Genomic DNA, 13118 nt, shown 5'->3' with positions numbered 1-13118 from the left:
TCGAGTTCCCCGGGGCCGTCTTTATCCTAAAGGTTCTTGGTGCGCTTCAACGTCCGTCACACGACCCGCTATCGCTACAGTTCGCCGGTCACCCTCGGTCCGCAAACGCTGCGGTTTCGCCCGCGCGACGGGGCCGGCCAGCGCTGCATCGCGCACACCCTGTCGATCGATCCGCAGCCGGTCGGCCGGACCGAACAGCTCGACGCCGAGGGGAACTCGACGGAGGTCGTCTGGTTCTCAGGGCAGACCGATCACCTGCGGATCACGGCGCTGCTGACCGTGGAAATCGTCCGCGAGAACCCCTTCGACTTCCTCGTCGAATCCCGGGAGATGCCGGTCGATTACGGGGATTTCGGACCGCTGTTGATCCCCTCGATGGCGCGGGTGCCCGGCAAGATTCCCGCCGGCGATCCGGTGGCGAAGATGGCCGCTCAATTGGCGGAGGCGAACCCGGAGCCGGGCAACTTTCTGATCGCGTTGAACAACGAGATTCACCGCCGCTGTCCGGTGCGGTATCGGGAGACCGGCGAGCCGTTCACGCCGGCCGAGGTACTGGAAGGCGGCGGAGCCTGCCGCGATCTCGCCGTCTTGTTCATCGATGCGGCTCGCACGCAGGATCTGGCCTGTCGCTTCGTCAGCGGCTATACCAGTCCGCCGGAAGCGGGCGGCGAACCGGAGCTGCACGCCTGGGCCGAGGTGTTCCTACCCGGCGGCGGTTGGCGGGCGTTCGATCCGACGCGCGGCCTCGCCGTCGCCGACCGGCACGTCACGGTGACCGCTTCCGCGGACCCGCAGTTTTGCATGCCGATCTCCGGCGGCTACAGCGGTCAGGCGGAGACCGAGATCGACTTCGACCTCGACGTGGTCATGACCGAAGGCGTGAGCTACTCCCAGCAGCCTTCGCAAAACCAACAGTAGTTCGACCCTACGAACGTTCGACGGGATTCCGCAGCGTGCCGATTCCGGCGATCGTAATGCTGACCGCATCGCCGTTCTCGAGCGTGAACTGGCCGGGCGGCACGAGGCCGGTGCCGGTCATCAACGCGGCGCCGTCCGGGATGGAATACTCCCGGGTGAGCCAGCCGACGAGTTCTTCCAACGACCGCTTCATCTGCGACAGATCGGTCGAATCGCGGAATGCTTCGGCCCCGCCGCGTTCGATTAGCAGTTCGATCGTCGTCTCGGCCGGTTTGAGCGGCTCCTCCGCTAACAGCACGTACGGTCCGAGGGCGCAGGACCCGTCGTAGGTCTTCGCCTGCGGAAGATAGAGCGGGTTCTCGCCCTCGATGTCCCGGGAGGAGACGTCGTTGCCGACGGTGTAACCGACGATCTTCCCCGCGGGGGAGATCATCAGCGTCAGCTCCGGCTCCGGGACCGTCCAGTCGCTATCGGCGCGAACCCGGATTGGCCCGCCATGGGCGACGACCCGGGCGGCCGTCGATTTGAAGAACAGTTCTGGCCGATCGGCGGAATAGACGCGGTCATAGTGGTCGGCGGCGGCCTCGGATTCCTCCATCCGCGCCACCTGCGATCGCTTGTACGTCACGCCGGCCGCCCAAACTTCCTGAACGTCCAGCGGCGAGAGGGGCCGGACCGCTCCCAGCGAATGCACCGGCCCGGCGCCCAAGCTCTGTACAAACGCGGCCGGGTTCTCAGCGTGCAGTAAGGCGGACAGCGTGAGTCCGTCGCCGGCCGCGTCGAGTTCCTGGACGGAGTCGCCGTCGATCCGGCCAATCCGAGGTGTGGGGTCGTCGGCGGTCGAGAAGCGGGCGAGGAGCATGCCCGGCAGGCTAGCGGGCGTCGCGCAGGGCGTCGAGCACTCGCGACATGTCAGTGGGCAGCGGCGCTTCGAACGCCACGCGCTCGCCGCTCTCCGGATGATCGAATTCCAGCCGCCTCGCATGCAGCGCCTGACGACGGATCAGACCCCGACCGCCGGGTTCCGTCGCGCCGCGGGCTTCCGCGTCCGTCAATACCTTCCCGCCGGCGTACATGTTGTCCGCAACGATCGGGTGTCCCAGATATCGCAAATGCACGCGCAACTGGTGCGTGCGGCCGGTGTGCGGGAAGAGCCGAAACAACGTGTAGCCGGTGCCGCGACCGTCCTTCGGGGGGAACCGCTCGACGACCTCGTAGAACGTTCGCGCCGAGCGGGCGTTGCCGCCGGCCTCGCAGACCTGCATCCGCTCCCGCATCTTGGGATCGGTGCGAACATGCGTTTCGATCCAGTCGGAGTCGAACCCCGGGATACCGCGGGCGATCGCCGCGTACTCCTTCTTCACCGTCCGGGCGGCGAACTGGGCGCTGAGGTCCGCGTGGGCCCGGTTGTCCTTCGCCACGACCAGCACGCCGCTGGTGTCGCGATCGAGCCGATGCACGATCCCGGGGCGATGCTCGCCGCCGGCGTCGGAAAGCGTGTCGAACCGATGCTGCAACGCCGCGGCGAGCGTTCCTGTCGGGTTCCCGCGCCCCGGATGCACGATCATGCCCGCAGCCTTGTTCACCACGATCAGTCGCTCGTCCTCGTGAAGGACGTTCAGCGGCAGATCTTCCGGCGGCACCGTGGGGGCGGCCGCCTCGGGGGCGGTTCCGCTCAGCACGTCCCCCTCTTTCAGGCGATGGCCGCTCTTGACCGGCGCATCGTTCAACGTGACGGCGCCCGCCTTCACCGCCTTTTGCAACGCGGACCGGCTGTGCTCGGGAAACAGCCCGGCGAGCGCCACGTCCGCCCGTTCCCCGACCTGATCGGGGCCGACGACCAGGGATCTTCTTTCCGCGTCACTCACCGCCGTCAGCCGGCGCGTCGTCTTCAGCGGGAGCCTCGGCTTCGTCCTCGGACGATTCGCTCGCGACCGGCTCGGCCGGCTTCGGCTCGCCGTCGTCCTCAGCAGCGTTCTCTGCGGACGCGGTCTCGTCGCCGGCGGCGGGAACGTCCGGCGTCATGCCCGCGGGCGGAGCCTCCAATTCGGAGCCGGCATCCGCGTCCGCATCGACGCCGGGGATCGGCGCGTCGTCATCGCCTTCGCCGGTCGGAACATTGTCCAGCGGGCGGGCGATGTCTTCCTGCTTCGGTTCCTGCTTGGCGAGCCAGGCCAGGAACGGGCCGGTGGTCGGGCGTTCGAGAGCTTCCAACCGCAACTCCGCGGCGGGAACGAGCGGGGAATCCGGGTAATCCTCGACGAGCCGGGTGTACGTCTTCGTCGCCGCGGAGACGTCGCCGTCTGAAACGGCTTCTTCCACACTCGCCAAACCGTACAACGCCTGGGCGCGGGCCGCGGACGGGGCGTCGTCGATGGCGAGAGCCGCCTCGAAATGCTTCCTGGCGGACTCGAATCCGTCTTCGGCCGCGGCTTTATCACTGAACGCGGACCGCGACGCGCTGCCGAGGAAGAGATTGCCGGCTCGCAGGTGCGCCCAGACGGTTGCGTTCGTCAGTCCTTCGCCCAACTCCTCGTCGGCGACGGCTTCGACGGCCGCAACATTGTCGCCGGCATCGAACAGCCCGCCCCAGCCGGCCTCCAGAGTGCCTCGCGAGGCGCCGCGGAACACGCTGATCGCCACGAACAGCAGCACCACCGCAACCGCGGCGAGCGCGACCAGTCGGCCGTACTTCTCGAGGAAGGGTTTGAGGTGGCCGACGTATTCCTGCTCCAGTTCGTTCTGCTGGAGGGCCTGCCGCTCTTCGGGCTTCATCCGTCGGTTTGTTCAGAGACTAAGGCGGCGATCCGGCCGCCGGGGCGAACCGCGGACGGTAAGATCCCGGCGCCGCCCGGTCAATCACGCCCGCAGACACTCTCTGTGTCCAAACCGTCCAACGCCGAACCGCGTCGCCCTTCCAAGGGCGATCTGCCGACAAAGACCTGTCCCGTCTGCGAGCGTCCGTTCTCGTGGCGGGAGAAGTGGGAGCGAGACTGGGAACAGGTTCGCTACTGCTCCGAGGCCTGCCGCAGGGCGTCGAAACGGACAGCGCCTGCGGAGTGACCGCGGTTGCGGTCCACGGCGACCTCCCTATGATGCCCGCTCCGCGGTCGGTCCGTCCGCTCCCCCGTACAAACTTCACGACAAGAACCCCGCGTCGCGGGACCCCGCAAAATGGCTTCGAAGGGCAAAATTGAGAAAATGAAGCGCAACTCTCGGTTGATCGAGCGTTACGCCGCCAAGCGCGAGCGGCTGAAAGCGGCCGGCGATTACGACGGCCTGGCCGCGCTTCCCCGCAACAGCAGCCCGACCCGGTACCGCCGCTACTGCAAGCTGACCGGCCGGATGCGGGGCACCTACCGCAAGTTCCAGATCTCCCGGATCATGCTGCGGGATATGGCCCTCGACGGCCTGATCCCCGGAATGACCAAGGCCAGTTGGTGATTCACGATCGTTCGCCGCTCTCTCCCAAAGTTTGAGGAGAGCGGCGAGCGACGAGTCGTAGCACGCACCAGAGCAGGAACCCGGCCCCCACGCCCCAGAGCGTGCCGGCGAACGCGACCCCGGCGCCGGTGACGAGCGTCACCGCGACGGCTGTCCATCCGGCGGCGGCTTCCGAAGCGCTCGCGAGGCGCCAGCCCGCGGCGATCAACAGCACCGCGAGGATCGGTCGGGGAAACGCGGTGATCGCCCCGGCGGGCGCCGTCAGCAGGGCGAGGCCGGCGAGGATCTTCCCCCCGCCCAGCAGCACGACCGCCCCGCCGGTGCGGGCGCCGAAGTGATATTGGGCCGCTAGCCCGCCGGCGCCGTGACAGACGGGCATGCCGCCCAGAGGCACGGTGAGAAGGTTCATCACGCCGACCGACGTCGCCATCCGCCCGGGACGGACGCCGCGGCCGGGAAAGTAGTCGGCGGACAGCACGCACACCGCGACCACGCTGTTCAGGAGCGTCAGCGGTAATTGGGCCGGGGCGAGTTCGAGCAGTCCGGTACGCCATTCCCCACTCGTCGGGAAGGAAATCGCAGGTGGAGCGGGCGTTTCCGGTGCCGTCGACGTCGCCCCGATCGTCAGCCCGGCGAACACGACGCCCATCAGCAGCGGCGCCCGCGGCCATCGGGGAGCGAGTAGCACAGCGGCGGCGACCGGCGCCGCCAACCACAACGTCGCCGGTTCCTCGATCAGCCAACTCCCGCCGCGGATCGCCAACGCCCCGCCGACGCCCAACTGCAATCCACGAACGATCGCAGCGGGAACCCACCGGCCAAGCCGATCCGCGACGCCCAGCATGCCGATTAGTGCCACGACCAGCCCGGCGCCCACTCCCGCGGTCCGCACGGCCCCGGCGCTCAGTCCGCCGGCGATCGCCAGGGCGGCGATCGCTTTCATCGGCTGCACGGGAATCGGCTGACGGAACAGAACGCCGGTCACAGCGTTCAATACGCCGGCCCAGATCAGCACGACGGCCAAGTTCAACTCGCACACCAGACAGAGCGAGACCGTCACCGGCAGAAACGTTCCGAGGTCGCCCAGGCCGCCCGACCACTCCGCCGGTCCGAACCGCAACCCGTCGGCCTCAGCGGGGACCGCGTCCGGCGGCGCCGTCACGCCCACACCGGAATCTTCCACAGCGGCACGTCGCGCTTCATCCGATCGACGAACGCCGCGCAGCAGGCCAACGCCGCGGCGCGGTGCGGCGTGGCGACGCGCAGCCGAAAGCTGCAAGCGCCCACCGGCACCTCGCCCACGCTGTGTTCGACGGACAGAATCGCCTCGAATTCCGCTTCGCAGGTTTTCGCCAGACGGGCGAGTTCCTGCGTCGTCATCGGCTCGTACGCCTCGTACAGTAGCGCGGCGAGCGGTCGCGATGCCGCCCCGTCCGGTTCGGAGGGACGGACCACCCCCTCGAACGTCAGCACGGCCCCGTAGGTCGACGGCGACGCCGAGCCGATCGGCGCCAGCGGACCGGGGGACAGCGAGATCGGGGGCGAGGCGCCGTTCATCCGCCGCTCACCAAACCGATCAACGCCACCTCCGCATCGAAGGCGACCGGCTCGCTCTCGGAGACGTACTCGTGATTGACCGCGATGCGGCTGCCGCTCAACGAGGGCCGCAGGGGTTCGCAGGCCTCGCTCAATCCGGATCGGATCTCGGCGACCGTGGCGTTCTCCGGGAGGGTGATCGTCACCGCGTCCGCGCCGGCGAGCCGGGCCTGCGGACCGAACAACCGCACGGTCAACCTGCGGGTCGCTGCGGGCGAATCGGTCGCGCTCATCGGGGCGTCAAGGCGGCGAGGTCAGCGGGGGTGTCGACGTCGTGGGCGGCGGCCGCGAGCGGGACGCGGGCAAGGTCGTCGCCGAGCACTGTGAGGATCGGCTTCGCCCCACCCTCCGCCGTGCAGTCGCGGAGCGCCGGGTACAGCGACGGCGTCACGCAGACCGGCGGACCGAAGGCCTGCCCGCCGGCGCCGTCGTCGAAGCTCGCTGCGGCGGCGGTCGCTGTCTTGCTCGCCTCGATCACCTGCCGCAGGTCGTCGGCGGTCAGCTGCGGCAGATCGACCGGCAAAATCAGCGTGCGGCTCGGCTCCATCCCGCCGGTGAGCGCCGCAATGCCCGCGGCCAGACTGGTCCCCTGCCCGTCCGCCCAACGGGGATTGATCGTCACCCCGGCGGACGCCGGGACGGCCCGCGCCACTCGCGTCGCTTCGCCCCCGACCACCACGGTAATCGGCCAGCATCCGGCCGCCTCCGCGGTGTCGACGGCATGAGCGACCAGCGTCTTCCCGTTCCATTCGGCCAAAGGCTTTGGCGAACCGAACCGGCTCGACGCCCCCGCGGCGAGGATCAGCGCCGCGCAATCGTCGACCGGAGCGAGCTTCTGCGGCGGACCGGGGCGTGGCATGCGGGCATTGTGGGTGGAACGCGGCGTTTTCACAGTCGCGCCCGGCCCTGTCTGACGAATGCGTCAAGCCGCGTCATGGATCGGGGCGTTGCGCTGCGAGAGGAATCCGCCCCCCCGCCCCCGGAAATGGGCGACGATCTCCGCGATCACCGCGGCGGCGATCTCCTCGGGCGTTTTCGCTCCGATGTCCAATCCCACCGGAGCCTGCAGCTTCGCCAATCGGTCCGGGGACGGCAGGCTTCCCGCGGCATGCAGGTCCGTCATCAGACGCCCGGCTCGGCGTTTCGGTCCGAGCATGCCGACGTACCCGATCTCGCTGTCCAGCAGTCCGGCCAGCAATCGCACGTCGCCGGCGTAGTCGTGGGTCAGCCCGACCGCGGCGCTGTGCGGTCGCAACGAGAGCCGATCGAGGACCGCGGCCGGGTCGGCGCAAATCACCTGATCCGCCGCCGGAAAACGCGTCGGCAGGGCGAGTTCCGGCTGCTTGGCGACGACCGTCACGGCCCAGCCCATCACCCCGGCCAATTCGCAAAGCGGGCGGGCGTCATCACCGGCGCCGAAGATCGTGAGGGGGCGCGGCGGTTCGATCGTTTCCCGGAAGCCGTCGACGGTGCGCTCGATCGGTTCGCCGGTCTCGATCGACCGCCGCACCGCGTTCAAGCCGCCGGGGTCGCGGCCGACGGGGTCGCCAGGATCGGGATCTACGGGCGGGTCGAGGCGCTCGCAGAGGATCTCGATCACGCCGTCGCAGCCGGCGTTGTAGGCGCCGCCGGGGACGCGGGGATTGCCGCGGGTGTCGAACGCAAGCGTCCGCGGTCCCTCCGCGGTCGCCTCCCAAACGCGGCGGGCGAGTTCTTTCTCCAAGCACCCGCCGGACACGTACCCCGCGCGGCTTCCGTCCGGCGTGAGAATTAATCGGGCGCCCGGCCGACCGTAGGCGCTGCCGGTGACCCGGACGACGGTGCAGACCGCGGCGGTCTCGCCGGGTTCGAGTCGATCGGCGAACGCCAACACCTCCCGGAGCGACCGCACCGCGTCAGCCCCCCAGCGAAATCATGTCGCGATCCGAAAACCGGGGCGTCGCGGCGGTCATCTCGTGCCCCGCCCACTTCTGGTTCGCCGCGTTCTTGAAGAGAGCGGCTAAGGCGGCGTCGTCCGCGCCGTCACGCAGCGGATCGCGGAGGTTTACCCCGGCGTCCTGATGCAGACAGGGACGTAATTGCCCCTCCGCGGTCAGCCGCATGCGATCGCAGGCCGCGCAGAAGTGCTCCGTCAGGCTGGAGATGAAGCCGACGCGGGCGCCGGTGCGGCGGCAGACCCACCCGCGGGCCGGATCACTGGCGGGCACGGCGGGATCGAGGTGCAGATCGAACCGTTCGGCAAGTCGTTCCCGCAGCTCCGCCGACGGCACGGTGGCGTCAGGTAGAGAGGAGGCGACGCGGCCCATCGGCATGTACTCGATGAAACGCACCTCCCAACCCCGCTCCGCCCCGTACGACGCCAGATCGAGCGTCTCGTGGTCGTTCACGCCCCGCACCGGGACGACGTTCAGCTTCACCGGCAATTCGGCCGCGGCGGCGGCGTCGAGTCCGGCGAGCACTTCGTCCAGCACGTCGCGACCGGCGAGCTTCGCGGTCGCTTCACGGTCGAGGGAGTCGAGCGACACGTTCACCCGATCCAGCCCCGCCGATTTCAAACGAGCGGCGTGCTTCGGAAGCAGCGACCCGTTCGTCGTCAGGGCGACCTGCTCGATGCCGGGGATCGACTTGAGATCAGCGACGAGATCCGGGACGTGCGGACGGACGAGCGGTTCGCCGCCGGTCAGTCGGACCTTGCGAAATCCGAGCTGCGCGGCGACACCGACCGTTCGGGCGATCTCGCCCAAACTCAACAGGTCGGAGCCGTGCTGAAACGTGCGGTGGTCCGCCGGCCGGCAATAAACGCAGGCGAAGTTACACGCCGGCGTGAGCGAAACTCGCAGACTACGGAAGGTGCGCGCGTGCCGATCGGTCAGCGACGTGGCGTCGATGACTGGCAGCGAAGGACCGGACGTCTGAGTTCGCCCCGGACTGAGGAGGGAACTCAAGCCATCACCGCTTCGGGGGTGATCGGGATGGTGCGATGCCGCTTGCCGGTCGCATGCCAGACGGCGTTCGCCAACGCAGCGTTCACGCCGGTAATGCCGATCTCGCCGATGCCCTTGGCCCCGATCGGGGAGGCGTTGAAGTCCGGGTCGTCGATCCACATGACGTCGAGGTCGGGTACGTCCGCATTCACCGGCACGTGATACTCGGCGAGGTTGTCGTTTGTCCAACGGGCCAGCCGCGTGTCGTGATGGGTGACCTCCAACAGACCGGAGCCGATTCCCATCACCATCCCGCCGAGGAACTGGCTGCGGCCGAGCTTGCGGTTGAGGATCGTGCCGCAGGCGTAGCACCCGAGCATGCGACGCACGCGGACGAGACCGAACTCCTCGTCGACGCCGACTTCGACGAACGTCGCCCCGAAACTGTGCTTGGAAAACTCGCTTTTGCCGGGGGCGTAGCTGCCTTTCGCGGAGAGCTCCGCCTTCGCCGCGGCTTCGAGCAGGTCTTCGAGGGACGCCCCTTTCCCGGACTCGGTCAGGACCAACTTGCCGGAATCGAACGTCACGTCGCCCGGTTTCGCTCCGGAGAGCGGGGAGTCTTGGGGGGCATGTTTGAGGAGCGCCGCCTTGAGTTTCTCGGCGGCGTCGCGGAGGGCGGAGCCGACGGACAGCGTCGTCGCGCTGCCGCCGGAGACGCCGCCCTTCGGATACGCCGTGGACCCGAGGTCAAAGTCGACCCGCCCCGCCGACACGCCCAGCAAATCGGCCGCGACCTGAGCCTGCACCGTCGCGGTGCCGGTGCCAAGTTCGTGCGTCGCGCACACCGCTCGGACGGTGCCGTTGGCACGCAGCGTCAGTTCGACCTCCGTGGGAAACCCGAACGCCGGGTACGTCGCCGCGGCGACGCCGGTTCCGATCAACCAGCGTCCCTTCTTCCGCTTCCGCGGCTGCAACGGTCGGTCGGCCCAGCCGAAGCGGTCGGCGCCGGCCTTCAGACATTGGACGAAATGACGCCCCGAGAACGGTTTGCCGGTCATGGGATCTTTCGGCGGCTCGTTCCTCAGTCGAAGCTCGATCGGGTCCATCCCCGCCGCCGCGGCGAGTTCGTCCATCGCGCACTCCAGCGGGTACATCCCCGGCGTCTCCGCCGGCGCCCGCATGAAGGTGGGCAACTGCGTGTTCAATCGCCCCATTCGCTGGGACAAGCGCCGGGCCGGCGCCGCGTAGAGGATCTTGGTCGCCAGGACGACGGCGTCGGTGTAGTCGTCGCGGATGCTGCTGGTCGTGAAGCCCTCGTGCACGATGCCGGTCAGGGTTCCGTCCTCCTTCGCTCCCAGCGCGACCCGGTGAAGCGTGGGCGAACGATGGCCGGTCCCGCCGTACATCTGCCGCCGCGTCACCACCAGCTTCACCGGGGCGCCGGCCAGCTTGGCGCACTTGCAGGCCAGCAACGCCTGCGGCCACATCACGCCCTTCGATCCGAACGCCCCGCCCACGAAGTCGCACACGACCTCCACCTGCTCCGGCTTCAATCCGAACGCCTCGGCGAGGGAGCCGCGGGTGCCGTAGAGGTTCTGGGTGGTTTCGCGAACGCTCAGCGTCTCTGACCCGTTCGCGTCCTTCCCGAACGCCGCGATCGTGGCGTGCGGCTCGATCGGATTGTGGTGATTCGTGTCCGTCTTGAACTGCAGATCGACGGAGAGGGCGGCCTCTTTCACGGCGGTCTCCGCGTCGCCCTCCTCCATCACCGGCGGATCGCCCATCAGAGAGTTCGGCCGTTCCTCGCTGCCGTTGACCGCTTCGATGGCGATGACGGGGTTCGGCTCTTCCTCGTACGTCACCTTCACGGCGAGGGCCCCGTCCCGGGCGGCCTCGAACGTGTCCGCGATCACCGCGGCGACGTATTGCCCGCCGTGAACGATCTCCTGGGACTCGACGCCGGCGGGGCCGGCCGGCTCGATGCTTTGAAAACCCAGCCCCGGCGGTCCCTCGGGCACCTTGAGCTTCGGACTGTTAGCCGGCGTGAGCACGTGTCGAACGCCCGGCATCGCCTCCGCCGCGGAGGCGTCGATTCCGGTCACGCGCCCTTTGGCGATCGTCGCCGGCACCGCGACGGCATGCAGCAGGCCGGGGAACGAATCGGGGCTGTGCCGACCGTCGCGCTCCGCGGTGTAGGCGGCGGTCCCGGTCACCTTTTCCCGACCGGATCGACGCACCTTGGGACGGCCGATCGCCCCGGCGTCGTCCGCGAGCCGGGGAAGCGGGGCGAAGCCGGAGGCGGGGGTGTCGAAGAACATCGATCGTGGGGCGGGAGGAGGCCGGGGCGTCGCGAAACGGAAACGAATCAGCCGAACTCGCGGCCGTGCTGGAGGGCGAGCAACGTCGCATCGTCCGGCGGCCCCTCATCGCGGAGTCGCTTCAGGGCGAAGGCGAGCGTGCGTTTTGCCAACGTCACCTTGTATTCCGTGCCCTTCGGCGGATTCGCGTCGGCGAGGGCGGCTTCGGACGCTGCTTCGATGCGCTCGTCGGTCGCCTGCTGACCGGTGAGAACCGCTTCCGCCTCCGGCGAACGCCACGGTTTCGTTCCGACGCCGCCGAGCGCGATATGGCAACTCGTTACGCGATCGCCGTCCAACTCCAACCCCACCGCGGCGCTGGCGAGGGCAAAGGCGTAGCTGCTGCGTTCGCGGACCTTGCAGTACCACCCGTTTGCCGCCGCAGGCGAGAGCGGCAGCACGAGCTGGCTGATCAGCTCGCCCGGCCTCAACACGGTCTCGATGTGCGGCGTGTCTTCGGGGAGCCGGTGCAGGTCGGTTGCGGAAATGGAGCGGTTCCCGTCGGGGTGAGCGGTTTCGATCGTGCCGCCGAGCGCAGCGAACGCGACGGCGAAGTCCCCTGGGTAGTTCGCGATACAGCGCTCCGACGTGCCCAGCACGGCCATCAACGAGCGATCGGCCCCCTCTTCCTGCGCGTCGCAACCGCTGCCCGGTTCACGTTTGTTGCAGCGGAATTCCGTGTGCCGGTAGTACGGGCATCGGGTTCGCTGGAGCAGGTTCCCTCCGACCGTCGCCATATTTCGGATCTGCGGCGACGCCGCGAGGATCAACGCATGCCGAACCGCCGGCAGCCTGGCCCGCACAATTGGGTGATCCGCGAGCGCGGCCATCGTGCAGCCGGCGCCGACCCATAATTCGCCGTCGATCTCTTCGATCGCCGTCGACTGAAACCCGCGGAGGTGCGCAACCCGATCCGGCTGGAGGACGTTCAGCTTCATCAGGTCCGCCAGCGTCGTGCCGCCGGCGAGGTACGTGGGACCGTCGGCGTTCGGGACCGCGTCGGGCGGGGTCGTGAGCGTGAAAGGGACCATCGGTCAGTTCCTCCCCTGTTCGTCGCGGTCGGAGGCCGCGTCGGCGGCGGAGAGGATTTTGACGTCGGCGGAGGGATCGGCTTCCGGTTCCTCCCCCGCGGTTTGGCGGACCGCGGAGACGATGTTCGGGTAGGCGCCGCAGCGACAGAGGTTGCCGCTCATCCATTCGCGAACCTGCTCCCGACTGTTCGCGTGCCCGCCGCCGGCGGAGTCTTCGCGGAGCAGCGCGGCGCCGCTCATGATCTGCCCCGGCGTGCAATAGCCGCACTGGTAGGCGTCGCAACGGAGGAAGGCCTCTTGCAACGGGTGCAGTTCCTCGCCGCCCTTCCCCACGCTCGCAGGCAGGCCTTCGATGGTAGTGACCTTCGCGCCGTCCAGCGTTGCGGCGAACGTCAAACAGGCGAGTTGTCGCGACGGCCCCTCATCGCCCGGCCGTTCGATGTGCACGGTGCAGGAACCGCAGGCGCCGTGATCGCAGCCTTTCTTCGTGCCCGTCAGGCCGATCCGTTCACGGAGCAGGTCGACCAGCGTGACCCGTGGATCGAATGATTCAGAGCGGGCCTCCCCGTTGAGGGTCAATTCGACGGCGGCGGCGTCCTTCTCCGAGGTCTCGGGCGAATCCGATGCGGCAGCACCGGCTCCGGCGGCGACGCCGGCGAGAGCGGCCCCCGCCGGGGCGGAGCCGAGGAACGTTCGCCGAGAGACCCCCGAGACCGGTTCCGTTTTCAGAGACCCGTCTCCCTCGCAGCATGGGGGAAGATCCGGATGTCGACCCGCCGGAGCGGATGAGCGAGCGGGGGGCGGCATCGGCTGTCTCGAACAAGAAGTTCCAGGGCAGCCCGTTGTAG

General features: G+C 68.8%; 15 protein-coding genes. 3 read left to right on the top strand and 12 right to left on the bottom strand.

The window, feature by feature from the left end:
* Window positions 1–39: 39 nt before the first annotated feature.
* On the top strand, window positions 40–918 hold the full coding sequence (locus tag LzC2_RS01480) for a transglutaminase family protein (protein WP_315854490.1): 879 nt from the start codon (window positions 40–42) through the stop codon (window positions 916–918).
* 7 nt (window positions 919–925) lie between these two features.
* Here LzC2_RS01480 and LzC2_RS01475 read toward each other — a convergent pair whose 3' ends face one another.
* From LzC2_RS01475 to LzC2_RS21950, 3 genes are read right to left on the bottom strand one after another with little or no spacing between them, the layout of a single operon-like run.
* Window positions 926–1780, bottom strand: coding sequence for a fumarylacetoacetate hydrolase family protein (locus tag LzC2_RS01475; RefSeq protein WP_171182976.1), 855 nt, complete (start codon window positions 1778–1780; stop codon window positions 926–928).
* Window positions 1781–1790: 10 nt separating this feature from the next.
* Window positions 1791–2786 (bottom strand): RluA family pseudouridine synthase, encoded by a 996-nt coding sequence (locus LzC2_RS01470; RefSeq protein ID WP_206678523.1) that lies wholly within the window; start codon window positions 2784–2786, stop codon window positions 1791–1793.
* Window positions 2779–3693, bottom strand: coding sequence for a hypothetical protein (locus tag LzC2_RS21950; protein ID WP_246254635.1), 915 nt, complete (start codon window positions 3691–3693; stop codon window positions 2779–2781). The genes LzC2_RS01470 and LzC2_RS21950 overlap by 8 nt, the downstream gene beginning before the upstream one ends.
* 105 nt (window positions 3694–3798) lie before the next feature.
* Here LzC2_RS21950 and LzC2_RS22940 point away from each other — a divergent pair, with 105 nt between their 5' ends.
* Both LzC2_RS22940 and rpsN read left to right on the top strand, forming a co-directional pair.
* On the top strand, window positions 3799–3981 hold the full coding sequence (locus tag LzC2_RS22940; RefSeq protein WP_349771119.1) for a DUF2256 domain-containing protein: 183 nt from the start codon (window positions 3799–3801) through the stop codon (window positions 3979–3981).
* A 111-nt stretch (window positions 3982–4092) separates the two neighbouring features.
* Entirely contained in the window at window positions 4093–4362 is a 270-nt protein-coding gene (rpsN, locus tag LzC2_RS01455) for a 30S ribosomal protein S14 (protein WP_171182970.1), read from the top strand.
* Between the two features lies 1 nt (window position 4363).
* Here rpsN and LzC2_RS01450 read toward each other — a convergent pair whose 3' ends face one another.
* The 9 genes from LzC2_RS01450 to LzC2_RS01410 all read right to left on the bottom strand — a co-directional run bounded on the left by LzC2_RS01450 (window position 4364) and on the right by LzC2_RS01410 (window position 13077).
* Window positions 4364–5545 carry a putative sulfate/molybdate transporter gene (locus LzC2_RS01450; protein WP_171182967.1) on the bottom strand — a complete coding sequence of 394 codons (1182 nt, stop codon included), beginning with the start codon at window positions 5543–5545 and terminating at the stop codon, window positions 4364–4366.
* Complete coding sequence (locus LzC2_RS01445; protein ID WP_171182965.1) at window positions 5521–5919, bottom strand: molybdenum cofactor biosynthesis protein MoaE; 399 nt, start codon at window positions 5917–5919, stop codon at window positions 5521–5523. The genes LzC2_RS01450 and LzC2_RS01445 overlap by 25 nt, the downstream gene beginning before the upstream one ends.
* Complete coding sequence (locus LzC2_RS01440) at window positions 5916–6191, bottom strand: MoaD/ThiS family protein (protein WP_171182963.1); 276 nt, start codon at window positions 6189–6191, stop codon at window positions 5916–5918. Before LzC2_RS01440 ends, LzC2_RS01445 begins: the two co-directional genes overlap by 4 nt.
* Window positions 6188–6817 (bottom strand): nucleotidyltransferase family protein, encoded by a 630-nt coding sequence (locus LzC2_RS01435; RefSeq protein ID WP_171182961.1) that lies wholly within the window; start codon window positions 6815–6817, stop codon window positions 6188–6190. The genes LzC2_RS01440 and LzC2_RS01435 overlap by 4 nt, the downstream gene beginning before the upstream one ends.
* A gap of 63 nt (window positions 6818–6880) precedes the next feature.
* On the bottom strand, window positions 6881–7849 hold the full coding sequence (locus tag LzC2_RS01430) for an XdhC family protein (RefSeq protein WP_171182959.1): 969 nt from the start codon (window positions 7847–7849) through the stop codon (window positions 6881–6883).
* Between the two features lie 4 nt (window positions 7850–7853).
* Entirely contained in the window at window positions 7854–8903 is a 1050-nt protein-coding gene (gene moaA, locus LzC2_RS01425) for a GTP 3',8-cyclase MoaA (protein WP_171182957.1), read from the bottom strand.
* Window positions 8900–11200: a xanthine dehydrogenase family protein molybdopterin-binding subunit gene (locus tag LzC2_RS01420; protein WP_171182955.1), complete on the bottom strand. Its 2301-nt coding sequence runs from the start codon at window positions 11198–11200 to the stop codon at window positions 8900–8902. Before LzC2_RS01420 ends, moaA begins: the two co-directional genes overlap by 4 nt.
* 47 nt (window positions 11201–11247) lie before the next feature.
* Window positions 11248–12270, bottom strand: a complete 1023-nt coding sequence (locus tag LzC2_RS01415) for an FAD binding domain-containing protein (protein ID WP_171182953.1) — start codon at window positions 12268–12270, stop codon at window positions 11248–11250.
* Between the two features lie 3 nt (window positions 12271–12273).
* Window positions 12274–13077 (bottom strand): (2Fe-2S)-binding protein, encoded by an 804-nt coding sequence (locus LzC2_RS01410; RefSeq protein WP_171182950.1) that lies wholly within the window; start codon window positions 13075–13077, stop codon window positions 12274–12276.
* Window positions 13078–13118: the final 41 nt, after the last annotated feature.

It is taken from the genome of Alienimonas chondri, from assembly GCF_013036045.1.
GTDB lineage: Bacteria > Planctomycetota > Planctomycetia > Planctomycetales > Planctomycetaceae > Alienimonas > Alienimonas chondri.
Note: the sequence above shows the minus strand (reverse complement) of the source record. Positions and strands in the feature narration are given on the sequence as shown.

Bases quoted from the DNA above. Each gene is read 5' to 3' on its own strand.
- rpsN (WP_171182970.1), top strand. From the start codon at position 4,093: ATGGCTTCGAAGGGCAAAATTGAGAAAATGAAGCGCAACTCTCGGTTG.
- LzC2_RS01475 (WP_171182976.1), bottom strand. From the start codon at position 1,780: ATGCTCCTCGCCCGCTTCTCGACCGCCGACGACCCCACACCTCGGATT.
- LzC2_RS01445 (WP_171182965.1), bottom strand. From the start codon at position 5,919: ATGAACGGCGCCTCGCCCCCGATCTCGCTGTCCCCCGGTCCGCTGGCG.
- LzC2_RS01435 (WP_171182961.1), bottom strand. From the start codon at position 6,817: ATGCCACGCCCCGGTCCGCCGCAGAAGCTCGCTCCGGTCGACGATTGC.
- LzC2_RS01415 (WP_171182953.1), bottom strand. From the start codon at position 12,270: ATGGTCCCTTTCACGCTCACGACCCCGCCCGACGCGGTCCCGAACGCC.
- LzC2_RS01420 (WP_171182955.1), bottom strand. From the start codon at position 11,200: ATGTTCTTCGACACCCCCGCCTCCGGCTTCGCCCCGCTTCCCCGGCTC.
- LzC2_RS01440 (WP_171182963.1), bottom strand. From the start codon at position 6,191: ATGAGCGCGACCGATTCGCCCGCAGCGACCCGCAGGTTGACCGTGCGG.
- LzC2_RS01410 (WP_171182950.1), bottom strand. From the start codon at position 13,077: ATGCCGCCCCCCGCTCGCTCATCCGCTCCGGCGGGTCGACATCCGGAT.
- LzC2_RS21950 (WP_246254635.1), bottom strand. From the start codon at position 3,693: ATGAAGCCCGAAGAGCGGCAGGCCCTCCAGCAGAACGAACTGGAGCAG.